Genomic DNA, 22,841 nt, shown 5'->3' with positions numbered 1-22,841 from the left:
GCCCACGGCTTTCGTTCAACCGACTGCGGGCGAATGAATTCGCCCCAACGCCGCCTTACTCCTCCAGCAGCAGTTTCTTCAGGCTTTCCGGCACGTTGGTCAGCACCAGCGTGTTGCTGGCCTTGTCATACTGGACGGCACCGGAGCGCAGGCCGCTGCGTTCGAACTCCAGCTTCCAGTCCTCGGCGCTGGCCCGGAAGCGGATTAGGGGCTTCAGGGCACGCTTGTCCGGCACGAAGCCGCTGGCCAGGTCGAGGGCTTCGTCCTGCAGGGTTTCGCTGAGCTTCTCCGGCGCGTCGGGGAAGATCTGGCTCGCCACCGACTGCAGGTCGAGGGCCGCACCGCTCTCGCCCATTTCCTCCAGCACCAGGTGGGCGCGTTCGAGCAGCTCGTCGCGCTCGCGGGTTTCCAGCTGCTGGGTGTCGGCGAAATGGCTCAGGGTCTCGACCAGCTTCTTGGTCTCCTTGAGGGCGATCACCACGTCGGTGCAACCGAGGAAGCGCTTGAACCAGCCGGCCAGATCGCCGCGCCCCTTCAGGAAGGCGATGTAGCGCTCGGCGCCGTTCTGCCAGGCAGTGATGTCGATGCGCCCGGCCACCTGCAGCGCGCCGAAATCCAGGTGCGGGCTATCGTGGATGCTCAGGCCGTCGCCGATCACCGTGCCGAGGGTCTCCTGCAGCAGGGCCACGTACAGGCAGTCGGCGCCGAAGATGGTGGCGCGGGCGATCAGCACGTAGCCGCCGTCGTCCACCTTGTCCTCGTCGAGGCGCTGCTGCAGGTGGGTCACCATCTCGCGGGACAGGGTCGCGAAATCCATGCTGCCATCCACCGCGTGCTCGCGCACCAGGCGCGGCATCGGAAAGGCCCGCTCGTCCTTCTCGAACCAGCCGTAGCCCTTGCCCGGCCGCTCGGCGAAATGCCTGCACAGGCGCTCCATCAGGCGCGCGGCGGGTTCGTCGACGGGATTGGAAGCCGGCCGCAACTCGACCGTCGATGCACCTTCGGCGGCACGGATCAGGCGATGGATGACAAGATCGGCAATGGCCTGGGTGGACTCGGTCATGGGAGACTCCGGAAAAAAGGGGGAGCGAATTCTCTCATGCCGGGCAAAGGATGACGGCCCCCACAAGGACGGCTCAGAAACGCATCTTGCGGCGGTTGCCCGGCAGCTGACGCAACTGCTCCCGGCGCTGCTGGCCAACGGAAAGCGGCTTGGCCGGCGCCGCGTTGTGCTGTGCCGCCAGTTCCGGCGGGATGTTGGCACCGACGCCGCGCGGACAGAAACCGGTGGTGGCACAGGTACAGTTGACGCAAGGCTTCTTGCCGGAAACGGTGTTCATGATGGTATTTCCTGGTTAGCCGAACAGCACCAGCCCCCACACGGCCACCACGTTCACCAGCGCCACGAAGACCGCCGCGCTGCCGATGTCCTTGGCGCGCTTGGCCAGGTGGTGATGTTCGAGGGAGATGCGATCCACAGTGGCTTCGAGGCCCGAATTGATCAGCTCGACGATGATCACCAGCAGCACGCTGGCGATCATCAGCGCCTTGCCGATACCGCTGGCGGGCAGGAACAGGGCCAGCGGGATCAGCACGATGGCCAGCCAGACCTCCTGGCGGAAGGCATCCTCGTTGCGGTAGGCGGCGCCGAGCCCGGCCATCGAGTAGTGGAAGGCGTTCCACACGCGGGTCAGGCCGGTCTTGCCTTTGAAGGGGCTCTCTTCCATGGCGGGCAAAATATCGGAGCCTAGCGGGTGCCGGTGACAGGCAGGTTATCGAGGCCGGCAAGGAAGCCGCGGACTTCGGCCGCAAAGGCCTCCGGCTCCTCGAAGGGCGCCAGGTGACCGGCGTCGAGCTCCCGGTAGGTCGCCAGCGGCAGGCGCTCGGCCATGCGGCGCACCACCAGCGGTGTGGACACCGTGTCGTGGGTGCCGGCCAGGACCAGCGCCGGCATGCCCAGGGCCGGCAGTGCAGCGCGCTGGTCGAAACGCACCAGTGCATGCATCGCGGCCCGGTAGCTGTCGGGCGAAATCCGCGCCATCAGGTCCACGGCGTCATGCACGACCTCGGCTTCGCTGCCGGGGCCGATCATCGTCGGGATCACCTCGATGGCCAGTTCGCGCATGCTGGCCCCATCGTCCAGCGGCCCCAGGCGACGATCGAGGAAAGCCTTCTGCAGGGCGCCCGAGGCAGCCCCGAAGGCCGGCGTGCAGCAGGCCAGCACCAACCCGGCGACCCGCTCCGGAAAACGCACCGCCGCCTGCAGGGCGATCATGCCGCCCATGCTGTGGCCAACCAGCACCGCGCTGTCAAGGCCGGCTTCGTCGAGCAGATCCACCACAGCGCCAGCCAGCGTATCGAAGCTGACCGGCTCCACCGGCGCGCTGGCGCCATAGCCGGGCATGTCCCAGGCCAGGCCACGCCAGCCCGGCAGCGTCATGCGCGGCAGGATGTCGAGGGCGCCGGCCGCACCACCGCTGACCCCATGCAGGAACACCAGCCCACGAGAGCCGCTGCCGGTCTCGATCCAGCGCGGCGCATCCATGGATCAGGCCAAGCGGCGGTAGGCGCCGCCCTGAAAGACCAGCGGCGTCTTGTCGAGCTGTCGGTCGAAGCGCGCCACCTCGCCGATGAAGACCACGTGGTCGCCGCCTTCGTGGCGGGAAAACTGGCGGCATTCGAACCAGGCCACGCAGCCGGGCAGCAGCGGCACGCCGTCCAGGCCCTCGGTGAAGGGCAGGCCCGCGAACTTGTCGTCGCTGCGGCTGGCGAAGCGCTGGGAAATGTCCTGCTGATCATCGGCAAGGATGTTGATCGCGTACACTGCGGCGTTTTCGAAGATCGGCACGCTCGGCAGGTGCTTGGACAGGCTCCATACAACCAGCGGCGGCGTCAGGGACACCGAATTGAAGGAGCTCACGGTGAGGCCGATGGGTTCGCCACTCGGCGCTCGGGCGGTAATCACCGTCACGCCGGTGGGAAACATGCCCAGCGTGTCGCGAAAGGCGCGTACCGCCGGATCGTTCTTGGGAGAGGTCATATGAAATCGGGTAGTCCGCGCGCCATCACGGCGGGCAGGAATCCAGTTGGGGGGACTGAAATTATCGCCGCCCAGCGGGTCAGCGTCGAGAGGTAACGAAATTGAGTACGTTTGCAGAAACCCTGATCGCCTGGCAGCGCCAGCACGGCCGCCACGACCTGCCCTGGCAGACCGATGATGCATACCGGGTGTGGCTATCGGAAATCATGCTGCAGCAGACCCAAGTGGAAACGGTCATACCCTACTATGCGCGCTTCCTCGACCGCTTTCCCGATCTGCCCAGCCTCGCCGCGGCGCCGGTGGAGGACGTGCTGACCTTGTGGAGCGGCCTCGGCTACTACGCCCGCGCGCGCAACCTGCACAAGTGCGCCCAGACCCTGATGGCCCGCCACGGCGGCGTGTTTCCGGCCGCCCCGGCACAGCTCGCCGAGTTGCCGGGCATCGGGCGCTCGACGGCGGCGGCGATCAGTGCGTTCGCCTACGGCACCCGGGCGGCGATCCTCGACGGCAACGTGAAGCGGGTACTGACCCGCGTCTTCGGTATCGACGGTTTCCCCGGCACCAAGGCCGTGGAAAACCGTCTGTGGGAACTGGCCGAGAGCCTGTTGCCGGCACTGGACGTAGGCGTTTACACCCAGGCCCAGATGGACCTCGGCGCCACGATCTGCACCCGTGGCCGGCCGGCCTGCGCCCGCTGTCCGCTGGCCGAGCGCTGCGTGGCGCTGCGCGACGGCCGCGTCGCCGAACTGCCGACCCCGCGCCCGCGCAAGGAAAGTCCCCAGCGCAATGGCCGCTTCGCCGCCATCCTCGCCGATGGGGCGGTGCTATTGGAGCGCCGGCCGCCTAGCGGCATCTGGGGTGGCCTGCTGAGCCTGCCCGAACTGCCGGAAGACGCCGACGCCGCCGACTGGGTCGCCCTGCACTATGGGCTGGACGTCCGCAAGACGACGCCGCTGACGCCCTTCCGCCACGTGTTCACCCATTTCACGCTGACCCTGCAACCCGAAGCACTCGAAGTCTCACCGCCCGCCCCGGCCGTCACGGAAAGCGGCCACCTGTGGCAACCCCTCGACCGCCTCGCCGACGCCGCCCTGCCGGCACCGATCCGCAAGCTGCTCGAACAGCTGGTGCAGGACGACCTGTTCAGCCGGCACTGACCCGGAGTCGCGCCGTGGGGGCAGAACCCTCCCACAGCAGAACCGCCCCCAGGCGTGCCCCCGGCACCGCCCCCTCCGGAGCTCATTCGCGGCCGGCGATCAGCTGGTGCTGCTGCAGGTAGGCGTGGATGATCTCCAGACGGGAGATCGAGTCGTTCAGTTCGAGCAGGCGCTGGCGGGCGTTCACCGGGATCGGCAGGATCTCGGCCAGGCGATAGCCAACCCAGCTGGCATCCCCGAAACGGTGGGGCTGCGGGAACATCTCGTCGCCGGCATCGGCCACGATGGCCCGCAGCAGCGGCAGCAAACCGTGCAGATCGTCCGGCACCGCTTCCTCCGGTGGCTCCGCTATCAGCTCAATATGGGCCGTCTGCAGGCGGTCCGGATGGATATTCCGCGACACGATGCGGAAACGCTCGCCGCCCCGGCAGGTGATGAACAACAGGCCGGGCTGGGACATGTCCCAAGCGGCGATACGGGCGATGGTGCCGGTCTCGAAAGGCACTGCCGGATTGCCGACCTCGCCGCCCTCCTGGATCAGGCACACCCCGAAAGGCGTCTTGGTACGCATGCAGCGGGCGGCCATGTCGAGGTAGCGGGCCTCGAACAGCTTGAGGGACAGCACCCCGTCGGGGAACAGCACCGTGTGCAGGGGGAAGAGCGGAATCTCGACGGTCTCATGCATGGTGTGTCATGTCTCCCTGTAGGGGCGAATTCATTCGCCCCTACGCTTCACTCTCTCCCCAGCGGGGCATCAGTTCGTGGGGCACCGCGAGCTGGTCGAGGATGCGGGCGACGACGAAGTCCACCAACTCACCGACGGTCTGCGGCCGGTGATAAAAGCCGGGGTTGGCCGGCAGGATCACCACCCCCATGCGCGCCAGGCGCAGCATGTTCTCCAGGTGCAGCTGCGAAAACGGTGTCTCCCGCGGCACCAGGATCAGCTTGCGCCCTTCCTTGATCGCCACGTCGGCGGCCCGCTCGATGAGGTTGCCGGCCAGGCCGGCGGCGATCGACGCCAGCGAACCCATCGAGCACGGACAAACGACCATCGCATCCGGCGGGTTGGACCCCGAGGCCGGCGGCGCGAACCACTCTTCCCGGCCGAACACCCGCAACTGCCCGGTCGCCGCGCCGAAGCGCTCGCCCAGCAGCGCCTCCACCTCCGCCGGACGGGCCGGCAGGCTCAGATCCATCTCCTGCCGCGCGACGATCTGTGCCACCTGGGAATACAACAACCACACCCGGCAGCCAGCGGCCAGCAGGCATTCCACCAGGCGCAGCCCGTAGGGCATGCCGGAGGCCCCGGTGAGGGCGACGGCGACGGTCTTGGAAGATGGCGAGGCAGGAGTCAAAGGAAAGATTCCTCAGGATGGGGCGGAACGCCTAGGAGAGACGGCGGAAAGCGCGCAAGGTTCCAGGCCGGTAGGGCTGGTACTCCGTGACTCTCGTCGGGGAGAATTCCGTGCGGGCGAATGAATCCTCCCCTACTGGACATGCTTATGCACCGCGCCGATGCCCTCGTGGGCAATACCGTGGGGCTCGGCGGCGTGGTGCCCGTGGAGCAGGCGGTCATGCACATGGATGTCGTGGTGGACCCGCTGTTTCACCAACGAGCCGACCACCATCCCCACCGCACTGGCGACGAGACCGGCCAGTTGGGCCGGCACGAAGGGATCCTCGCTACCGGCCAGATGCACCGCCAGCCACACACCGATGCCGCAGAAGATGGATACCAGTGCCCCCTGGTTGGTCGCCCGCCGCCAGTACAGGCCGCACAACAGCGGCACGAAGGCCGACACCAGCGTTATCTGGTAGGCGTTCTCGACCATCTTGAAGATGCTGGCCTTGGAGTACATCGCGTAGAGCGTCACCAGCACCGTGAAGCTGAAGGTCACCACGCGCATCCAGAACAGCAGCTTGCGGTCGGTGAGATGTGGCAACGCCGGCTTGAGGATGTTCTCGGTGAAGGTCACAGACGGCGCCAGCAGGGTGGCCGACGCACAGCTCTTGATCGCCGACAGCAGCGCACCGAAGAACATGATCTGGGCCACCAGCGGCGCCTTGCTCAGCACCAGCTCGGGCAGGATCATCTGGGAATCGGACGCGATCAGGCGCCCCACCATGTCCGGATCGATCAGTGTCGCCGAGTAGGCCAGGAACATCGGCACAAAGGCGAACACGAAATACAGGCTGCCGCCGAGCACCGAGCCCCACACCGCAATCTTCTCGGACTTGGCCGACTGCACGCGCTGGAACACGTCCTGCTGCGGGATGGAGCCGAACATCATGGTCACCGCCGCGGCGAAGAAGGCGATCATCTCCTTTGGATCGGCCGGCGGCAGAAAGGCGAACTTGCCCTCGCTGAAGGCATGATTCACCACTGCACCGACACCGCCGGCCATGCCGCTGACCTCTCCACCGATCCACAGCATGCCGATGACGATGATGATCATCTGCAGGAAATCGGTGACTGCCACCGCCCACATGCCACCGAACAGCGTGTAGATGAGGATCGTGCCGGAGCCGATCCACATGCCGGCCAGGCGGCTCACCTCGCCGCCCGACACCACATTGAAGACCAGCCCGAGGGCGGTGATCTGGGCGCCGACCCAGCCCAGGTAGGAGATCACAATGGCCAGCGTGGTCAGCACCTCCACCGTGCGGCCGTAGCGCCGCTTGTAGAAGTCGCCGATGGTCAGCAAATTCATCCGGTACAGCGGCGCCGCGAAGAACAACCCGACCAGGATCAGGCACAGGGACGAGCCGAAGGGGTCGGCAACCACGCCGTGCAGCCCTTCGTTGAGGAAAGTTGCCGGGATGCCGAGCACCGTTTCCGAGCCGAACCAGGTGGCAAACACCGTGGCGGTGACCATGTAAAACGGCAGATGGCGGCCGGCGACGGCGAAGTCCTTGGTGTTGTGGACCCGCGTGGCAGCGATGAGGCCGATGGCCACCGAGATCAGCCAGTAGGCGATGACGAACCAGAACAGCATCGGTAAAAACGGAAAAAGCGTTGGCGAATCCGCGGATTATAGGGATGAGCGGGGTCCGCGGGGGAGCGACGAAGGAGTAGCTTTTCCGCCTTATGCCAAACGCTCGGCGAAGCGCGCCGCCGGCTCCGCCTTGCCGAAGTGCCAGCCCTGCAGCGAATCGCAACCCAGATCGAGCAGCGTGTCGGCCACTGCCGCGCTTTCGACGCCTTCCGCCACCAGGCCCAGCCCCAGGTTGTGGCCGAGCCCGACGATGGCGGCGACGATCGCCCGATCCTCCGGCCCGGCGTTGATCGCCCGCACGAAGGACTGGTCGATCTTCAGTTTGTCCAAGGGGAAGCGCCGCAGGTAGGCCAGGCTGGAATAGCCGGTGCCGAAATCGTCGATGGCGATCGACAGGCCCAGCGCCTTCAGCTCGGCCAGCTGGTGGGCAGCCTGCTCCACATCGGCCATCACCATGCTCTCGGTGACTTCCAGCGTCAGCAGCCCGGACGGCACCCCGTGGCGCTGCAGGGCGGCCGCCACGATGGCGACGAAGTCGGCGCGGCGGAACTGCAAGGGCGAGATGTTGGCCGCCACCGGCACCATGCGCCGGCCCTCGGCGCGCCATTCGGCCAACTGGCGGCACAGGGTGTCGAGCACCCATGCGCCGATCGGCAGGATCAGGCCGCTCTCCTCCGCCAGCGGAATGAAGCGGGCCGGCGGCACGTTGCCGAGTTCCGGGTGGGTCCACCTCAGCAGCGCCTCGGCGGCGATCAGGCGGCCGTCGGCGGCCACCACCGGCTGATAATGCAGCGCCAGCTCGCCCCGCTCCAGTGCGCGGCGCAGCGCGTGCTCGAGGGACAGGCGCTCGCTGGTCGCAGTGGCCATGCTCTCGGTGAAGAACTGCACCCCGTTGCGCCCTTCCTCCTTGGCCTTGTACATGGCCATGTCCGCCCGATCGAGCAGGATCTCGGCATCGTCGCCATCGTCCGGGTAAACCGCCACGCCGACGCTGGTGGAGAGGCTGAACTCACAACCCGCCAGGCGGAAGGGTTCGTCGAGGGCCGCCAGCAATCGCTCTGCCGAAGCCCTGAGATCGGCCGGCCCGCCCTGCTCGGGCACCACCACAACGAACTCGTCGCCGCCGTGGCGCAACACGCTCTCCCCGTCGCGCAGCACCGAGCGCAGGCGCTCGGCGACCTCCACCAGCAACTGATCGCCCACGTGGTGGCCAAGGGTGTCGTTGATGTTCTTGAAGCGGTCGAGATCCAGGAAGCACAGACCGACCCGCCGCCCGTTCCTGGTCGCCGCCTCGACGGCCCGGTCCATGGTCGCTTGCAAGGCGGCCCGCGACGGCAGGCCGGTGAGGAAGTCGTGGTTGGCCAGGAAGCGGATGCGCGCCTCGTCGGCCTTGCGCTGGCTGATGTCGGAGAACACCCCGACATAATGGAAGGCCGGACCGTCCGGCGCACGCACGACGCTGATCGACATGTCCGCAGGAAAGCTCTCGCCACTGGCCCGGCGGATCCACACCTCTCCCTGCCACAGGCCATCGCGCAGCGCCTCGGCACGGACGCGACTGGCAAAGCCGCGCGGATGCACCTGCGGATCGAACAGCGCCAGCGGCCGGCCGCGTACGTCCTGCTCGGCAACGCCGGTAAGCGCCGTGAAGGCGCGATTGGTCATCACCACCCGACGCTCCGGATCGATGATGACGATGCCCTCCGAGTTGTTCTCGAAAACCTTCGCCGCCAGCCGCAAGGCCTCGTCCCGGCGGTAATTGCGCAGCGCAAAGCCGATGTCGGCACTCATCTCGTCGAGCAGTGCCACCGTCTGCGCGTCGAAAAAGCCTTGCTCGGCCTTGCGCAGCACCAGCGCCCCGTCCGGCCCGCCGCAGCCCCGGATCGGAAACAGCGCAAACGAGCCTGCCCCCTGCCCTGGGCATCCAGAGCACACCTGCGCTGCGCCGGGCGCAGCAGGATCGTTGACGATCAGCGCCTCGGCCGGCACCCGCAGCACCGGCAGGCAACAGGACTCCGCCCCGACGCCTTCGCAACGACCGTGCATGGCCACCGCCCGCAGGATGCCGCCATCGGAATCCGGAAAACCGATCCAGGCCAGGTCCAGCTCGCCGAACTCCACCGCGATGCGGCACACTTGAGGCAGCAGGGCCTCCGCATCGCCCGCATGCACGATGGCCTTGTTGGTCGCCGACAGGGCGTGGTGCAGGCGCGTCATGCGCTTGATGTCGCTGTTGCGGGTACGCAGCGTGGCCAGGGTTTCATCGAGGGTCTCGGCCAGCTCCCCGAGCTCGTCCTGGCGCGCCACCGGCACGCGGACTTCGGCATCCTCGGAGCCGGACTCCCGCCGGCGACCGAGGGCATCGCGGATGGCCTCGGCCGGACGCAGCACATAGCGGGACAGCAACAGATAGACCAGCCCGGCCACCACGCTCAACACCGCGCCGAGCCCGATCGACAGATGAATCGCGGTCTCCTCGGCGGCCTGCCACAGGCTGCCCGCATCGAGACGCAGGAACAACACGCCGTCATCCAGGCGACCGCTTTCAGTACCGACCCCGACCAGCAGCACCGGCTCCAGCACGTCGAGGCTGCGGTGGATCGAATCGAGCATGCGCTCCTGGTGGCGGGAGGCTTGCACGCTGCCGAGGCTGGCGGCCAGCGCCCGATCCGGCAAGGCCGTCAGCGGGAGGTCGTGCCAGCCATGATCGCTGGCGGCGATGACCCGGGCCGGCTCGCCAGCCACCAGCACGACCCGCGTCACGTCCCGCGCAGCCCCCAGCGCCGACACGAAGCGGCGCAGGTCGGCGGGATCGCGGGCGGTTTCCGCCGCCGCATAGACCGCCGACACGATCGCCTCGGCGCGCTGCTCGACGAGCGTCTGGAAACGCTCCACGATCCCCGCATAGAGAACGCTGACCAGCAGGCCCATGCCCATCGCCCACAGGGCCAGCAGGGGCCCGAGCAGGCGCCAGCGCAAGGACAGGAAACGGGCACCGCTCATCTATGCTCCCCCTCCGGCTGCCGCATCACGCGAGGCTGCCACGCTCGGCGAGGAGATCGCGGGCAATCAGGAAATCCTTCAAGGTCCGGCGCCGGCGCAACTGGGCCAGTTCCATCATCGCCCCCTGCAGGCGATTCAGGGAGTGCTCCACCGGCCCGTCGGGCGCCAGCAGGTCACGCTGCTCCCCGTGCGTCACGTAGCGCAGGCCAGCCAGCGTCTCCCGCAATTCGGCGACGCTGACGTTCTCCCGCCGGGCCATGATGCGCTGAGCCTCATCGGCATTACGGGCAAGAAAATCCATGGCCTTGTAATAGGCTCCGATGAAGGCCTTCACGTCGGCACCGCGGCGGGCCACGAAGGCCCCGTCGAAGACCAGCGTGTCCACCACCTCGCCCGGCACCTGGCCACTGTGGAACAGGACCTTGCCGCCGGTCTCCTGCAGTCGATGGGACTCCGGCGGAAAGCACACCGCGGCGGCCACCTGCGCTTCGGCAAAAGCCGTCGGCATCGCGTTCTGCGGCATCGGCACGAGGGTCACGTCACGGATGCCGAGCCCCACGCTGGCCAGCGCCAGGGCCAGCAACTGGATGTGCAAGGTACCCGGCTCGATGGCCACCCGCCGGCCGCGCAGATCGGCCGGGCCGGACAAGCCGACAGTCCCGATCAACACGTCGGCGCCGTCGGAATAATCGACCACCGCCGCGATCTGCGGCCGCAGGCCGGCCTGGTCGGCCGCCAGCAGGATCTCCACCAGCGTCGCCCCGCAACCGTCCACCTGGCCGCGTTCGAAGGCCCGCCGCGCTGCACCGATGGAGGTGAGATCAACCAGGTTCACGTCCAACCCGGCGTCGCTGAAGTAACCCTTGTCCCGCGCGATGTAGAGGGGATCGAAACCCGGCCACGGATTGGTGGCGAACTTGAGCGGCTCACGCCGCGCCGCAGTACACCCCTGCGCCAGCAAGGCGGCGCCGACGGCGACAGACAGAAAGCGGCGACGCGACAAGGGCGCGGACAAGGTCATAAGCCGGATCGATAAATTGCTTTTCCGGCAAGTATGCACCGGAGTTCAAAAAATGCCCATGTCCCGAAACCGCCCGACACATTCGGCCAACGTAACGTACAGCCCGCGGGCGACCCTCCACCCCGTTGACCGCGGTCAAGGCCCACCTGGCCGAGCGAGCCTATAGTCCGCCGGCGTCATTTTTCGCCCCCGGAACCCATGACTCCCGCGCATCCGATCGAACTGGTCTGCCCCGCCGGCAGCCTGCCCGCCCTCAAGACCGCCATCGACAACGGCGCCGACTGCGTCTATCTCGGCTTCAAGGACGCCACCAACGCCCGCAACTTCACCGGCCTCAACTTCGACGACAAGTCGATGGCCGACGGCGTGCGCTATGCCCACGAACGCGGTCGAAAGGTGCTGCTGGCCCTCAACACCTACCCGCAGACCGGCAACTGGTCGAGCTGGACCGGCGCGGTGGATCGCGCCGCCGCCTGCGGCATCGACGCGCTGATCCTCGCCGACCCCGGCCTGATGGCCTACGCCCGCAAGACCCACCCGCAGCTGCGCCTGCACCTGTCGGTCCAGGGCTCGGCCACCAGCTACGACGCCATCAATTTCTACTACGAACGTTTCGGTATTTCGCGGGCTGTGCTGCCGCGCGTGCTATCCCTCGCCCAGGTCGAACATGTGATCGCCAACACCCCGGTGGAGATCGAGGTATTCGGCTTCGGCGGGCTGTGCGTGATGGTCGAGGGGCGCTGCGCGCTGTCAGCCTACGCCACCGGCGAATCCCCCAACTGCAACGGTGCCTGCTCGCCGGGCAAGCACGTGCGCTGGGAGCAAACCCCGAAGGGCATGGAAACCCGCCTCAACGGCATCCTCATCGACCGCTTCGCCGACGGCGAGCGGGCCGGCTACCCGACCCTGTGCAAGGGCCGCTTCGACGTGAACGGCGAGACCTACTACGCCATCGAGGAGCCCACCAGCCTCAACACGCTGGAACTGTTGCCCGAGCTGGCCCGCGTCGGCGTGCGCGCGATCAAGATCGAGGGCCGCCAGCGCAGCCCGGCCTACGTAACTCAAGTCACCAAGGTATGGCGCGCCGCCATCGACCGCCTGCAGACCGACACCGCGCCCTTCCGCGTCGAGGCAGCGTGGATGGCCGAACTCAACAAGGTGTCCGAAGGCCAGAGCCACACCCTCGGCGCCTACTACCGTCCTTGGAAATAGGCTCCCCCCAAACCTGCCGCTCCGCGTCAGGCCCCCCAGCGGGGGGGCCAATAAAACTCGGGGCGGCCCATCGTTTTATTGGAACCCGATGAAACTCGCCCTCGGTCCCCTGCTCTACTACTGGCCCCGCCAGGCCACGCTGGCGTTCTACGCCGACATGGCCGACGCGCCGGTGGATATCGTCTATCTCGGCGAGACGGTGTGCTCCCGCCGCCACGAACTGCGCCTCAGCGACTGGCTCGAAGTGGCCGACATCCTCGCTGCCGCCGGCAAGGAAGTCGTGCTGTCCAGCCAGGTGCTGGTCGAATCCGAATCCGACCTCAAGACCCTGCGCCGCATCGTCGCCAACGGCCGCTTCCGCGTCGAAGCCAACGACATGGGCGCGGTGCGCCTGCTCACCGACAGCGACGCGCCGGTCACGGACTGGATCGCCGGCCCGACGCTGAACATCTTCAACCCGGCCACCCTCGGCATGTTCGCCGAGCTTGGCGCCAGCCGCTGGGTCGCCCCGCCGGAAATGTCGCGCCAGCAGATCGCCGAGCTGCGCGGCGGCCTCGGCCGGCCGATGGAAGTCGAAGTCTTCGCCCACGGCCGCCTGCCGCTGGCCTTCTCGGCGCGCTGCTTCACCGCCCGCCACTACAACCTGCAGAAGGACACCTGCGAGTTCCGCTGCCTGCAGTTCGCCGATGGCATTCCGCTGAAGACCCGCGAAGGCGAGCCCTTCCTGACCCTCAACGGCATCCAGACCCAGTCCGCCCACGTGCACACCCTGCTCGGCGACCTGCCTGCCGTGCAGGCCGACGGCCTCGACATCCTGCGCATCAGCCCCCAGGGCGAACACACCGCCGAAGTCATCGACCTGTTCCGCCAGGCCCTGGCCGGCCAGCTGCCGCCCGCCGAAGCCCTGCGCAACGCCCGCCCGCTACTGCCGGAAGCCCCGTGCAACGGTTTCTGGCACGGCCGCCCGGGCGTCGAACAACTCGTCACCGCCTGATTTTCCGGAGTGCCCGCCCATGAAACTGCCCGCCTTCACCCTGCCCAAGCCGATTGCCAGCGTCGGTGCCCGCCTGCCCCAACTGCCGCCGACGCTGGCGCTGGTCGGCGCCCTCAACCTGGCCCTCGACCGCATCCTGCCCCGCGACACGCTGGAGCCGCTGACCGGCAAGCGCCTGCTCCTCAAGGTCACCGACGCTGGCCTGGCGCTGCGCTTCACCTTCACTTCGCGAGGCTTCCGCCCGCGGTTCGACTCGCGCCAGCCGGACCTGACCATCTCCGCCACCACCCGCGACTACCTGGCCCTCGCGTTGCGCGAGGAAGACCCGGACACCCTGTTCTTCAGCCGCCGCCTGCTGATGGAAGGCGAAACCGACCTCGGCCTGCTGGTCAAGAACACCTTGGATGCGGTGGATTGGGACGCGCTGCTGGCCCGCCTACCACTGATCACACGTTTTGGCAGCACAGGCGCGGGCGTGCTTCCGTCCTGAGTCGAGTCCTCGCCTGCCGGGTAGCGATGTCCTCTTTCCCCTGCAGCCGCCAATACGGTTCATGACAATCAATCGGAGAACCCCTGCGGGTACGTAGCCCAGTCCGCGTTCTTGCGCAGCCCCCACCAGGGCAGATAGGCATTGCCCTCGCCGCGGGCGCGGAACCAGTCGCGGTTGGGATCGAAGATACGTGGGCGGGACGGTGGGGTGACGACGACAGCGCTGAGGCGGTCGGTTTCGGTGGTGCCGAGTACCAGCACGGGCTTGCCTTTCTGGTGCGTCCAGGCAATGGCCAGGGCGACGTTGGTCAGCGCCGTGCCGGCGCGCATGTCGCCGAGCAACTTGGGGGTGTTGAAGGTCTGAGTGGCGAAATCGAACTCCGGGTTGAGCGTGCCGAGGGCATGGCCGGCTTGCGCCAGCCGGCGTCCGGCCGCATCGGAGCCGAAGCCGGCATCGTGGATGACGTGGCCGAGGGCGGGGACCGTCGTGTCGGCCTGCGTCGCCGCATCGCGGATGGCGGCTTGCCAGGCCAGCAAGGGGTGATATTCGTTCGCACTGATTTCGAAGTCCCCAACCTTGTGGACTGCGGGATAGCCGATCCAGGCGAGCGGTTCGCGCTTCGTGTCGAAGTCGGGGCCGGCGAGGACGAGGAGGACGCAGTTCTCGGTCATCTGCTCGTCCTTCGGGTGATCCGGCGAATCCCAGGTCATCGCCCAGACGGACTCCTTGGGGTGGGTTTTCAGGTAGTCGAGGGCAGCGGTGAGGGAGGTGAAACCGACGCTGGCGCCGCCGACGGAGACGTGGACGTCGGCGGGGATGTTGCGGGTGGAGAGCCTTGGGTTGTGAAACTGGAATTCAGACTTCATCTCCGCCTGGACTATCTTGATGGCCTCGTCCGGGGGGAGGAGAAGAGTATCGGGAAGTGCGAACTCAATATGGATACCCGCGAGCTCGCGCCAGTTTCTCGTGAAGCGCGGTTGGATGGTGTAGAAGTAGTCGGCGTTCAAAACATATCGGCTTCCGAACGGGCGCAGAATTTCATCCACGTATCCGCCAAAGAAATTTTTAAACGTGACCCTACCGTTTATGTTCCAGACGATGGCAGCGACTGGTTGAAGCGTACTAAATGAAGCAGGCTCTGTTCTGACCATGTCGTCGTTTTTGTTCGGTCTTGCTAATCCAAGCGTCCACAGCAATTGCCACTCGGTAGGGTAGTCCCGTCTCACAAGTGGGTTCATCCATTGCACGCCAACGACCTGTGCCCGGAAAGGGGCCAGTGGGCAATCCAGCTGCTGCGTTCGTGTGGACTCGTTGATCGAGGCGCACCCGGCAAGAAGCCCGATCAGGCCGGCAAGAACAGCTTTCAATCGGAAAACCCCTGCGGATAAGTCGCCCAGTCCACGTTCTTGCGCAGCCCCCACCAAGGCAGGTAGGCATTGCCCTCGCCGCGGGCGCGGAACCAGTCGCGGTTGGGGTCGAAGATACGTGGGCGCGCGGGGGGCGTGACGACGACGGCGCTGAGGCGGTCGGTTTCGGTGGTGCCGAGCACCAGCACCGGCTTGCCTTTCTGGTGTGTCCAAGCAATGGCCAACGCCACATTGGTCAGCGTCGTGCCGGCGCGCATGTCGCCAAGCAACTTGGGGGTGTTGAAGGTCTGAGTGGCGAAGTCGAACTCGGGGTTGAGCGTGCCGAGGGCATGGCCGACTTGTGCCAAGCGGCGTCCGGCCGCATCCGAACCGAAGCCGGCATCGTGGATGACGTGGCCGAGGGCGGGGACCGTCGTGTCGGCCTGGGTGGCCGCATCGCGGATGGCGGCTTGCCAGGCCTGCAATTGGCGGGACGCGTCGGGCTGGGTTTCGAAGTCTTCGTTTTTGCTGACGGCCGGATAGCCGATCCAGGCGAGGGGTTCGCGTTTCGTGTCGAAGTCGGGGCCGGCGAGGACGAGGAGGACGCAGTTCTCGGTCATCTGCTCGTCCTTCGGGTGATCCGGCGAATCCCAGGTCATCGCCCAGACGGATTCCTTGGGGTGGGTCTTCAGGTAATCGAGGGCGGCGGAGAGGGACGTGAAGCCGACGCTGGCGCCGCCGACGGAGACGTGTATGTCGGCTGGGACGTTGCGGGTGGAAAGGTTGGGGTTGAAGAATTCGAATTCTGAAGTGATTGCTTCTTGCGCGATTTTCACCGCTTCATTCGGCGGTAAGAGATGCGTATCAGGAAGCGCAAATTCGATATGGATGCCGGCAAGTTCACGCCAGTCTTTTGGGGAGCGCGGCTGAACACTATAAAAGTAGTTCGGATTCATGACGTATGGGCGACCGAAAGGAGGGAGAATCCGGCGCACATAGCCGCCAAAAAAACTTGAAAAGGTAACCTTGCTGCCCATGTTCCAGACAATGGCAGCTATGGGCTGAACAGATGAAAATTTCTTCGGCTTTTCCTTTACAACTTCATCGTTCTGGTTGGGCTTTGTCAATCCAAGTGTCCACAGCAATTGCCACTCAGTCGGGTAGTCCCGCCGAACGAGCGGATTCATCCACTGCACGCCAACAATTTGAGCTCTGAACGCAATAGCGTTTCTGTTTGATCCAGATACGGCTAGGTCTGGCGGAGCTGCTGTTGCTGTGCTAACGATTTCAGTTGGTGACCACTTGAAAGCCATTGCACTTAGAACGATAGGGGCAATTAAGAGGCGAAGCATAATCTCCTCGATATTCCACGTATGAGCGGATGTTTTTATGTCTTGATTCCAGGCTAGCAATATGGCGACAGCCAGCGTAGTGAGAAAAACGCAAGCCGAAAAAGCTATTTGTCGGCACCTGTTTGCGAAAAAAAATCTCATTGTTGATAGGAGCGTGCCGAGGATTGTGTGGTGCGCTCATCAATGATTGTTAATGGCATTAGGGCTTCTGGATCAGAGTTTGCCCATAGGTGGATATCTTGACGTTTCATTGTGCCGCTCATGAAGTACTCCGATAGATTGGCGTGGGGGTGGTGTTGATCAATGAGACTAGGGAGGTAGCGCCAATCCGCTTCCACTCGTAATTCCTGGAGTTGATCTGGGGTTAATCTGCACACGCCAATCGCAACGTCGTAAGCCATCGCCTTCTCCGCATGCATTGGGTTCGTCACAATCGTCGAGTGGTCCGTTGCATTCTGATCAACCGATTCAGATAGAAAGGTCTTGATCTTGGCGTTACGCCATTGTTTGTGGGATTCACTGGCCTGCGCGGGGTCGTCCTCGCCAACGACCCGGTTGTTTTCATCGGCCAGCCCTTCGCGCCGGGCCCGCATGCGCAGGCGGGCCCGGTCTTCATAGCGCATCTGGGCTTCGGAATTGGCGTCGCCCATTGGGCGGTCGTCCATGGAGCCGTCCTTTGTTTTTTGCGTGGTGCGGGCGTCATAGGGGTCATCAGCAGACTTATCCGCTTTGCCTTTTTGTTTGTCGCGTGAATTGCCACCGGGGTCGTAGCCCTCGTCGAACTGGTCGCTGACCTGGCCGAAGCGGCGGGCCTTGGGGGTGAAGGGCTCGGGCAGTGGGGGCGCATTGATCGGAATGACCCAGTTCTCCTTAGGGTTGGCATTGACTGGGAGCTTGAAGAGATCGACGGCGCTGAGGAGCCAGCAGGTCGCGACGGTCATCGTCTTGCCGAGCAGGCTGGTGTTGGCATCCAGGCCGTGGCGCAGGGAGAAGCGGGCGGTGGGGGAGGGGGGATGCCAGAAACTATCCTTGCCGTCTTTCCGGTCTTTGTTCCAGCGGTCGTTCAGATAGTGGTAGGCGGAGGATTTGCCGGGCGGTGCGCCGACCGGATAGCCTTGGGCGAAGACCCGTTGGCTGAATACGTCTTTCCCGTTGCATGCCTCGATTTCGTCTGCGTGCATGCCGAGCCAGCCGATACCCTGTACCGGTGTTGCCGAGATGACCTGATCGTGGGGGCAGCAATACAGGGTGACGCGGCCATAGGTTCGATCCTTGAAGCCGTGGGTCTTGCGGTCCGTTCCTGCCTTGTATGGGGTTCCGACCGGGCAGTTCTCGTTGGCCATGGCCTTGTCGATGCTGGCCGCATCCTGCTCCTTGCTGGCGCGTGCATGCAGAATCCCGAAGTAGTGGGCCAGCGTTGCGTTCCGCGCTGCCGAGGTCTGGCGTCCGCTCTTCTGGTTGTTCGTGCTGATGGTGTTGCGCTGGGTCCAGTGCTCGGTGAAGTTATCGGGCCGCAGGCTCAACGGCGGATTGCACAGGATGTAATTGTCGGCAACAGCGTCGCCCAGGCGTTCGCCGAGAAATGCTGCGGCGATGCCGACCATGTTTCCCTGGCTGTGGCAGACGATGGTGACCGGGCAGTCCGCCTGCTTGGCGCGGATCGATGCGACCAGTTTGGCGAGCCTGAGTGCAGCGAAAACGTAGTAGCTGCGCGGCGGGCAGGTGAAGACGTCGCGGCCCGGAACCGGGTTCAGGTGTTGGGCGGTGAGCCACAGGAAAAGGTGGTCGTTCGTGCCGTCGCTCCAGAGGTCGGGCAGGCTGGTGCAGCCGTTGGCGAAGGGGCCGCCGCCCCAGTAGTCCTGCTCGTTGAGCCAGACGTTGGAGCCGTAGAGCTTAAGATCATCTTTGCTTGCCTTATAGCCCCAGCGGAAGCGGATGACGGGTGACCAGTTAGGAGCCTCTGTATCGATGAAGTTCTTTGCGCTACGGTCGGGGTTGATGAAGCCAGCAGAAGTGAGTTCATTCGAGTATTTCACTTCCCTCAACTGCCCAGCCTCGGGCCCGTTGCACGCCAACTGCTCTGACTGCCGGGCCAGCCGTTTGTTGAGCCCCTTGCATAAGCCTTCTTCGCTGGCGTCGAACCATTCGCCGTCCGAATTCACGCCATGCACGAAGATCACCACACCGGGCAGCGGGAGGGGGTTAGGGATCTTCTTGTTGCTGTGGCTGGGGTTGGTGAAGAACTGGCCGGTGGCCAGAGACGCAGACGTATTGACGTCTCGGGAGACCGTGGAAACTGACATGTACGAACTCAGCTGACAAGGTAAATGCCTTCAGTCTCATAAAATGACAAAAGCATGTCAACTGAAAATGCAAAACACATACACCCTGTACGCAAGACATCTACCGCAACGGCAACTTGCGCACCGCAAACAACGACGTTGCGACATGCAAAAATCCCGTCTTCCGCTCGTGACCGCATCACCGCGGCTAGAATGAAGCCTGACGCGCCTCTCCAGCCAGCCCGATGCCTTCGCCACGCCACAGCTCTCCGCTCGCCGCCTACTTCGCCGCCGCTATCGGGATACTGATCGTCTATGCCTGCCTGCATCCTTTCACCGGCTGGCGGGATCCCGGCCTGCCGCTGTTCGACTTCCTCTCCGCGCCGTGGCCGCGCTACTACAGCTGGGTCGACCTGGTGGTAAACGTCATTGGCATCGTGCCCTTCAGCTTCGCGCTGGTGTCGGCGCTGGGTCGTCTGCCCCGCATACTGGCGGTACTGCTGGCGATCCTGCTCACCTTCAGCCTGAGCCTGTCGGTGGAGACGCTGCAGAACTTCCTGCCCAGCCGCGTCCCTTCCAACGTGGACGTCGGCTGCAACACCATCGGCGGCATCCTCGGCGCGCTGGCTGGCGCCCGCTGGGGCGGGGGCCTGTTCGCCCCCAGCAGCGGCCTCACCCGCTGGCGCCAGCGGCGCATCGTCGCCGGCCATCCCGGCGAGATCGGGCTAGTGCTGATGGGCCTGTGGCTGCTCACACTGCTGACCCCCGAAAGCCTGCTGTTCGCCACCGGCGACCTGCGCCGCCTGTTCGATCTGCCGACCCCGCTGCAATTCAACCCGACCCGCTTCGTGAAGGTGGAAGCGGCCATCGCCACCAGCCAGCTGCTCGCCGTCGGCCTCACCGCCAGTTGCATGATGCGCCGCTTCAGTCCGTGGCCGCTGGCTGCGCTGGTGGTCCTCGGCCTCGGCGCCAAGACCCTCGCCGCGGCAGCCTTCTTCTCCCCCGGCGACCCGTTCCACTGGATGACCCCCGGCGGGCAGATCGGCCTGGCCGCCGGCGCGGCGCTGCTCGGCGTGTGCCTGCTGCTGCCCAAGCGCAGTCACGGCATGCTGGCCGGCATGGCGCTGCTGGTCGGCACGGCGCTGGTCAACCTGGCCCCCGAGAATCCCTTCCTGCCCAGCGACGTGGAACTGATCCGCCACGGCAACTTCCTCAATTTCCACGGTCTCACCCAGCTCACGGCCAGCCTTTGGCCCTTCGCGGCCTTTGCCTACCTGGGCCTGACGGGCCCCAGCGTGCCGGACGACAAAGGCCGCCGGTCCTGATCGTGGGCTTCACCCGACTCCCGCACACGGAGCGATTGGCCGATAATCGCGACCACATTCCAACAATCAGAACCGCTCCCCCGGAGACCCGTCCATGAGCTACTTCCAGCACCACGTCTTCTTCTGCTGCAACCAGCGCGGCCCCGGCGAAACCTGTTGCGCGGCCCAGGGCGCCGTCGAACTGCAGACCTATGCCAAGGACCGCATCGCCGCGCTCGGCCTGAAGGGCAAGGGCAAGGTGCGCATCAACAAGGCCGGCTGCCTCGACCGCTGCGACGAAGGCCCGGTACTGGTGGTGTACCCGGACAACGTCTGGTACACCTTCATCGACAAGACCGACGTGGATGAGATCATCAGCGAACACCTGCAGCACGGCCGCATCGTCGAACGCCTGAAGATCTGATCATGCCCGCCACCGAAACCGCCCTCATCAACGGCCCCGACGGCCCGATCGAACTGATCATCGACACCCCGGACCAGGTCCGCGGCATCGCCCTGGTGTGCCACCCGCACCCGCTGTTCCACGGCGCCAACACCAACAAGGTCGCCCACACCTTGGCGCGGGTCTTCCGCGACCTGGGCTACGCGGCGCTGCGCCCCAACTTCCGTGGCGTCGGCAAGAGCGTCGGCAACCACGACAACGGCGGCGCCGAGACCGAGGACATGCTGGCCGTCATCGCCTGGGCCCAGAGCCGCTGGGGCGGCCTGCCGCTGGCCCTCGGCGGCTTCTCCTTCGGCGCCTACGTGCAGACCCGCGTCGCCGCCCGCCTGGCCGACAGCATCACGCCGCCCGGACGCATCGTGCTGGTCGGCACCGCCGCTGGCGAAGTCACCGGCGCACGCAGCTACACCACGCTGCCGGTGCCCAAGGACAGCCTGATCATCCACGGCGAGCGGGACGAGACCGTCGCCCTCGCCAACGTGATGGAGTGGGCCGAACCGCAGGAGCTACCGGTCGTCGTCGTTCCCGGCGCCGACCACTTCTTCCACGGCAAGCTGCACATCATCCGCAGCATCATCGAACGGGCGTGGCGCCCTCTCTGACAGCACAAAAACAATGAAACTCGTCGTCTCCCTCACCAGCCCCTACGCACGCAAGATCCGCGTCGTGCTGGCCGAAAAGGCCCTGCCCTTCGAGCAGGAAGTGGACATCCCGTGGGTGCCAGAAACCCGCGTGCCCGACTACAACCCCCTCGGCAAGGTGCCGGCGCTGGTCGCCGACGATGGCCAGGTGTGGTTCGACTCGCCGGTCATCGCCGAATACCTCGAGACCCTCGGCGGTCCCGAGCTGATCCCCGCCGACCGCCTGGCCGCGCTGCCTGTGCGCCAGAGCGAAGCACTCGCCGACGGCATCACCGACGCCGCCGTGGCGGCCTTCCTGGAAAGCCGCCGCCCGCTGCCCAAGCAGGACCATGCCAACATCCAGCGCCAGCTCGACAAGATCCGCCGCGGCCTCGCCGCACTGGAAGCGCGCCTCGAACAGCGCCTCGGGCTCGGCAACGAGCCCCTCAGCATCGCCGACATCGCCGCCGGCTGCGCCCTCGGCTACCTGGATCTGCGCCTCGCCGAGCTCGACTGGCGCGCCCGCCATACCGCACTGGCCACCTGGGCGGAACAGATCCTCGCCAGGCCGTCCTTCGTATCCACCACACCGCCGCCGAACTGATGCCCCTCGAGATAAGCGGACTCGTCAAGCGCTTCGGCGAAGGCAGCGCGGCAAAGGAAGTGGTACGCGGGCTGGACCTCCACCTGCGCCCCGGCGAATGCTTTGCGCTGCTCGGCCCCAACGGCGCCGGCAAGACCACCACGCTGCGCTGCGCGCTGGGCCTCACCGCGCCCACCGCCGGCGACATCCGCTTGTGCGGTCTGCCGGTGCCCGAGCAGGCCCGCGAAGCCCGCGCCCGGGTCGGTGTGGTGCCGCAGCTCGACAGCCTCGACCCGGACTTCACCTGCGCCGAGAACCTGATCGTCTTTGCCGGCTACTTCGGCATCCGCGAAAGCGAGATCCGCCCGCGCATTCCCGAGCTGCTGGCCTTCGCCGGTCTGGAGGGCAAGGACAACGCGCGCATCCAGTCCCTGTCCGGCGGCATGAAGCGGCGCCTCACCCTGGCCCGCGCCTTGGTCAACAAGCCCGAACTGCTGATCCTCGACGAACCCACCACCGGACTCGACCCCCAGGCGCGCCACCTGATCTGGGAACGCCTGCGCCGCCTCACCGCGGAAGGCACGACGATCCTGCTGACCACCCACTTCATGGACGAGGCCGAGCGCCTCGCCCACCGGCTGGCCATCCTCGACACCGGGCGCCTCCTCGCCCAAGGCAGCCCACGGGAAGTCATCGCCGCCCACATCGAACCGCAGGTGGTAGAAGTCTTCGGCGAATGGACCAGCAACGGCCAGTCCGCCGGCCCCGAGTCCGGTGCCGCCGCGTGGGCCGCCCGCCACGCCGCCGACTTCAGCAAGCGCTGCGAGATCAGCGGCGAAACCGCCTTCTGCTACACCGACGACGCCGCCCCGCTGCTGGCCCACCTGGCCCATCAGCCCGGCCTGCGCACCCTCCACCGCCCGGCCAACCTGGAGGACGTGTTCCTCAAGCTCACCGGCCGCGAACTGCGCGACTGAA

General features: G+C 66.0%; 23 protein-coding genes. 10 read left to right on the top strand and 13 right to left on the bottom strand.

Annotation, left to right across the window (positions count from 1 at the left end; genetic code table 11):
• Positions 1 to 55 precede the first annotated feature (55 nt).
• From B4920_RS11780 to B4920_RS11760, 5 genes are all read right to left on the bottom strand, one after another.
• Positions 56 to 1,063 (bottom strand): nucleoid-associated protein, encoded by a 1,008-nt coding sequence (locus B4920_RS11780; RefSeq protein ID WP_079434882.1) that lies wholly within the window; start codon positions 1,061 to 1,063, stop codon positions 56 to 58.
• A gap of 73 nt (positions 1,064 to 1,136) precedes the next feature.
• Entirely contained in the window at positions 1,137 to 1,340 is a 204-nt protein-coding gene (locus tag B4920_RS11775; RefSeq protein ID WP_079434881.1) for a hypothetical protein, read from the bottom strand.
• A gap of 15 nt (positions 1,341 to 1,355) precedes the next feature.
• A complete protein-coding gene (locus tag B4920_RS11770) occupies positions 1,356 to 1,727 on the bottom strand; it encodes a diacylglycerol kinase (RefSeq protein ID WP_079434880.1) in 372 nt (123 codons plus the stop codon).
• A 20-nt stretch (positions 1,728 to 1,747) separates the two neighbouring features.
• Positions 1,748 to 2,545: an alpha/beta fold hydrolase gene (locus tag B4920_RS11765; RefSeq protein WP_079434879.1), complete on the bottom strand. Its 798-nt coding sequence runs from the start codon at positions 2,543 to 2,545 to the stop codon at positions 1,748 to 1,750.
• 3 nt (positions 2,546 to 2,548) lie between these two features.
• Entirely contained in the window at positions 2,549 to 3,040 is a 492-nt protein-coding gene (locus tag B4920_RS11760; RefSeq protein WP_079434878.1) for a flavin reductase family protein, read from the bottom strand.
• Between the two features lie 101 nt (positions 3,041 to 3,141).
• On the opposite strand from B4920_RS11760, the gene mutY reads away from it, so the two are divergent.
• A complete protein-coding gene (mutY, locus tag B4920_RS11755; RefSeq protein WP_079434877.1) occupies positions 3,142 to 4,197 on the top strand; it encodes an A/G-specific adenine glycosylase in 1,056 nt (351 codons plus the stop codon).
• A gap of 82 nt (positions 4,198 to 4,279) precedes the next feature.
• Here the strand turns inward: mutY and B4920_RS11750 are convergent, their stop codons facing one another.
• From B4920_RS11750 to B4920_RS11730, 5 genes are all read right to left on the bottom strand, one after another.
• Positions 4,280 to 4,882, bottom strand: coding sequence for an LON peptidase substrate-binding domain-containing protein (locus B4920_RS11750; protein WP_079434876.1), 603 nt, complete (start codon positions 4,880 to 4,882; stop codon positions 4,280 to 4,282).
• A gap of 40 nt (positions 4,883 to 4,922) precedes the next feature.
• Complete coding sequence (locus tag B4920_RS11745) at positions 4,923 to 5,552, bottom strand: flavin prenyltransferase UbiX (protein ID WP_079434875.1); 630 nt, start codon at positions 5,550 to 5,552, stop codon at positions 4,923 to 4,925.
• A 132-nt stretch (positions 5,553 to 5,684) separates the two neighbouring features.
• A complete protein-coding gene (locus B4920_RS11740; protein WP_079434874.1) occupies positions 5,685 to 7,193 on the bottom strand; it encodes a sodium:solute symporter family protein in 1,509 nt (502 codons plus the stop codon).
• A gap of 90 nt (positions 7,194 to 7,283) precedes the next feature.
• On the bottom strand, positions 7,284 to 10,196 hold the full coding sequence (locus B4920_RS11735) for an EAL domain-containing protein (RefSeq protein ID WP_079434873.1): 2,913 nt from the start codon (positions 10,194 to 10,196) through the stop codon (positions 7,284 to 7,286).
• 25 nt (positions 10,197 to 10,221) lie between these two features.
• A complete protein-coding gene (locus B4920_RS11730) occupies positions 10,222 to 11,217 on the bottom strand; it encodes an ABC transporter substrate-binding protein (RefSeq protein ID WP_079434872.1) in 996 nt (331 codons plus the stop codon).
• Between the two features lie 198 nt (positions 11,218 to 11,415).
• Here B4920_RS11730 and B4920_RS11725 point away from each other — a divergent pair, with 198 nt between their 5' ends.
• The 3 genes from B4920_RS11725 to B4920_RS11715 all read left to right on the top strand — a co-directional run bounded on the left by B4920_RS11725 (position 11,416) and on the right by B4920_RS11715 (position 13,913).
• On the top strand, positions 11,416 to 12,429 hold the full coding sequence (locus B4920_RS11725) for a peptidase U32 family protein (RefSeq protein ID WP_079434871.1): 1,014 nt from the start codon (positions 11,416 to 11,418) through the stop codon (positions 12,427 to 12,429).
• 88 nt (positions 12,430 to 12,517) lie between these two features.
• Positions 12,518 to 13,423 carry a U32 family peptidase gene (locus B4920_RS11720; RefSeq protein ID WP_079434870.1) on the top strand — a complete coding sequence of 302 codons (906 nt, stop codon included), beginning with the start codon at positions 12,518 to 12,520 and terminating at the stop codon, positions 13,421 to 13,423.
• Positions 13,424 to 13,442: 19 nt separating this feature from the next.
• The gene (locus B4920_RS11715) at positions 13,443 to 13,913 is read left to right on the top strand and encodes an SCP2 domain-containing protein (protein WP_079434869.1); all 471 of its coding nucleotides are present in this window, start codon (positions 13,443 to 13,445) and stop codon (positions 13,911 to 13,913) included.
• 68 nt (positions 13,914 to 13,981) lie between these two features.
• Here B4920_RS11715 and B4920_RS29915 read toward each other — a convergent pair whose 3' ends face one another.
• Positions 13,982 to 14,779 (bottom strand): hypothetical protein, encoded by a 798-nt coding sequence (locus tag B4920_RS29915; RefSeq protein ID WP_216819844.1) that lies wholly within the window; start codon positions 14,777 to 14,779, stop codon positions 13,982 to 13,984.
• Between B4920_RS29915 and B4920_RS29910 the strand changes: the two genes are divergently transcribed.
• Positions 14,756 to 15,043, top strand: coding sequence for a hypothetical protein (locus B4920_RS29910; RefSeq protein WP_216819842.1), 288 nt, complete (start codon positions 14,756 to 14,758; stop codon positions 15,041 to 15,043). The genes B4920_RS29915 and B4920_RS29910 overlap by 24 nt on opposite strands.
• A 233-nt stretch (positions 15,044 to 15,276) precedes the next feature.
• On the opposite strand, the gene B4920_RS11705 is transcribed toward B4920_RS29910, so the two are convergent.
• Together B4920_RS11705 and B4920_RS11700 are read right to left on the bottom strand one after the other, a co-directional pair.
• The gene (locus B4920_RS11705) at positions 15,277 to 16,446 is read right to left on the bottom strand and encodes a hypothetical protein (protein WP_216819840.1); all 1,170 of its coding nucleotides are present in this window, start codon (positions 16,444 to 16,446) and stop codon (positions 15,277 to 15,279) included.
• 302 nt (positions 16,447 to 16,748) lie between these two features.
• Positions 16,749 to 18,914 (bottom strand): hypothetical protein, encoded by a 2,166-nt coding sequence (locus B4920_RS11700; RefSeq protein WP_088179450.1) that lies wholly within the window; start codon positions 18,912 to 18,914, stop codon positions 16,749 to 16,751.
• A 224-nt stretch (positions 18,915 to 19,138) separates the two neighbouring features.
• On the opposite strand from B4920_RS11700, the gene B4920_RS11695 reads away from it, so the two are divergent.
• From B4920_RS11695 to B4920_RS11675, 5 genes are all read left to right on the top strand, one after another.
• Positions 19,139 to 20,218 (top strand): VanZ family protein, encoded by a 1,080-nt coding sequence (locus B4920_RS11695; protein WP_079434867.1) that lies wholly within the window; start codon positions 19,139 to 19,141, stop codon positions 20,216 to 20,218.
• A gap of 94 nt (positions 20,219 to 20,312) precedes the next feature.
• A complete protein-coding gene (locus tag B4920_RS11690; RefSeq protein WP_079434866.1) occupies positions 20,313 to 20,621 on the top strand; it encodes a ferredoxin in 309 nt (102 codons plus the stop codon).
• A gap of 2 nt (positions 20,622 to 20,623) precedes the next feature.
• Positions 20,624 to 21,262 carry an alpha/beta hydrolase gene (locus tag B4920_RS11685; protein ID WP_079434865.1) on the top strand — a complete coding sequence of 213 codons (639 nt, stop codon included), beginning with the start codon at positions 20,624 to 20,626 and terminating at the stop codon, positions 21,260 to 21,262.
• Between the two features lie 13 nt (positions 21,263 to 21,275).
• On the top strand, positions 21,276 to 21,884 hold the full coding sequence (locus B4920_RS11680) for a glutathione S-transferase (protein ID WP_079434864.1): 609 nt from the start codon (positions 21,276 to 21,278) through the stop codon (positions 21,882 to 21,884).
• Positions 21,884 to 22,840: an ATP-binding cassette domain-containing protein gene (locus B4920_RS11675; RefSeq protein WP_079434863.1), complete on the top strand. Its 957-nt coding sequence runs from the start codon at positions 21,884 to 21,886 to the stop codon at positions 22,838 to 22,840. Before B4920_RS11680 ends, B4920_RS11675 begins: the two co-directional genes overlap by 1 nt.
• Position 22,841 lies beyond the last annotated feature (1 nt).

Origin of the sequence: Zoogloea sp. LCSB751 (assembly GCF_002028455.1) — a bacterium.
GTDB lineage: Bacteria > Pseudomonadota > Gammaproteobacteria > Burkholderiales > Rhodocyclaceae > Zoogloea.
The sequence above is the reverse complement of the archived record's forward strand: the minus strand, read 5'-3'. Positions and strand labels throughout refer to the sequence as shown.

What these genes read in the sequence shown, in the direction of transcription:
- B4920_RS11730 (WP_079434872.1), bottom strand. Translation starts at nt 11,217, where the DNA reads ATGACCTTGTCCGCGCCCTTGTCGCGTCGCCGCTTTCTGTCTGTCGCC.
- B4920_RS11735 (WP_079434873.1), bottom strand. Translation starts at nt 10,196, where the DNA reads ATGAGCGGTGCCCGTTTCCTGTCCTTGCGCTGGCGCCTGCTCGGGCCC.
- B4920_RS29915 (WP_216819844.1), bottom strand. Translation starts at nt 14,779, where the DNA reads ATGAAGTCTGAATTCCAGTTTCACAACCCAAGGCTCTCCACCCGCAAC.
- B4920_RS11675 (WP_079434863.1), top strand. Translation starts at nt 21,884, where the DNA reads ATGCCCCTCGAGATAAGCGGACTCGTCAAGCGCTTCGGCGAAGGCAGC.
- B4920_RS11680 (WP_079434864.1), top strand. Translation starts at nt 21,276, where the DNA reads ATGAAACTCGTCGTCTCCCTCACCAGCCCCTACGCACGCAAGATCCGC.
- B4920_RS11775 (WP_079434881.1), bottom strand. Translation starts at nt 1,340, where the DNA reads ATGAACACCGTTTCCGGCAAGAAGCCTTGCGTCAACTGTACCTGTGCC.
- B4920_RS11720 (WP_079434870.1), top strand. Translation starts at nt 12,518, where the DNA reads ATGAAACTCGCCCTCGGTCCCCTGCTCTACTACTGGCCCCGCCAGGCC.
- B4920_RS11750 (WP_079434876.1), bottom strand. Translation starts at nt 4,882, where the DNA reads ATGCATGAGACCGTCGAGATTCCGCTCTTCCCCCTGCACACGGTGCTG.
- B4920_RS11770 (WP_079434880.1), bottom strand. Translation starts at nt 1,727, where the DNA reads ATGGAAGAGAGCCCCTTCAAAGGCAAGACCGGCCTGACCCGCGTGTGG.
- B4920_RS11715 (WP_079434869.1), top strand. Translation starts at nt 13,443, where the DNA reads ATGAAACTGCCCGCCTTCACCCTGCCCAAGCCGATTGCCAGCGTCGGT.
- B4920_RS11685 (WP_079434865.1), top strand. Translation starts at nt 20,624, where the DNA reads ATGCCCGCCACCGAAACCGCCCTCATCAACGGCCCCGACGGCCCGATC.
- B4920_RS11725 (WP_079434871.1), top strand. Translation starts at nt 11,416, where the DNA reads ATGACTCCCGCGCATCCGATCGAACTGGTCTGCCCCGCCGGCAGCCTG.
- B4920_RS11780 (WP_079434882.1), bottom strand. Translation starts at nt 1,063, where the DNA reads ATGACCGAGTCCACCCAGGCCATTGCCGATCTTGTCATCCATCGCCTG.
- B4920_RS11760 (WP_079434878.1), bottom strand. Translation starts at nt 3,040, where the DNA reads ATGACCTCTCCCAAGAACGATCCGGCGGTACGCGCCTTTCGCGACACG.
- B4920_RS11705 (WP_216819840.1), bottom strand. Translation starts at nt 16,446, where the DNA reads ATGAATCCGCTCGTTCGGCGGGACTACCCGACTGAGTGGCAATTGCTG.
- B4920_RS11740 (WP_079434874.1), bottom strand. Translation starts at nt 7,193, where the DNA reads ATGCTGTTCTGGTTCGTCATCGCCTACTGGCTGATCTCGGTGGCCATC.
- B4920_RS11690 (WP_079434866.1), top strand. Translation starts at nt 20,313, where the DNA reads ATGAGCTACTTCCAGCACCACGTCTTCTTCTGCTGCAACCAGCGCGGC.
- B4920_RS11700 (WP_088179450.1), bottom strand. Translation starts at nt 18,914, where the DNA reads ATGTCAGTTTCCACGGTCTCCCGAGACGTCAATACGTCTGCGTCTCTG.
- B4920_RS11695 (WP_079434867.1), top strand. Translation starts at nt 19,139, where the DNA reads ATGCCTTCGCCACGCCACAGCTCTCCGCTCGCCGCCTACTTCGCCGCC.
- B4920_RS11765 (WP_079434879.1), bottom strand. Translation starts at nt 2,545, where the DNA reads ATGGATGCGCCGCGCTGGATCGAGACCGGCAGCGGCTCTCGTGGGCTG.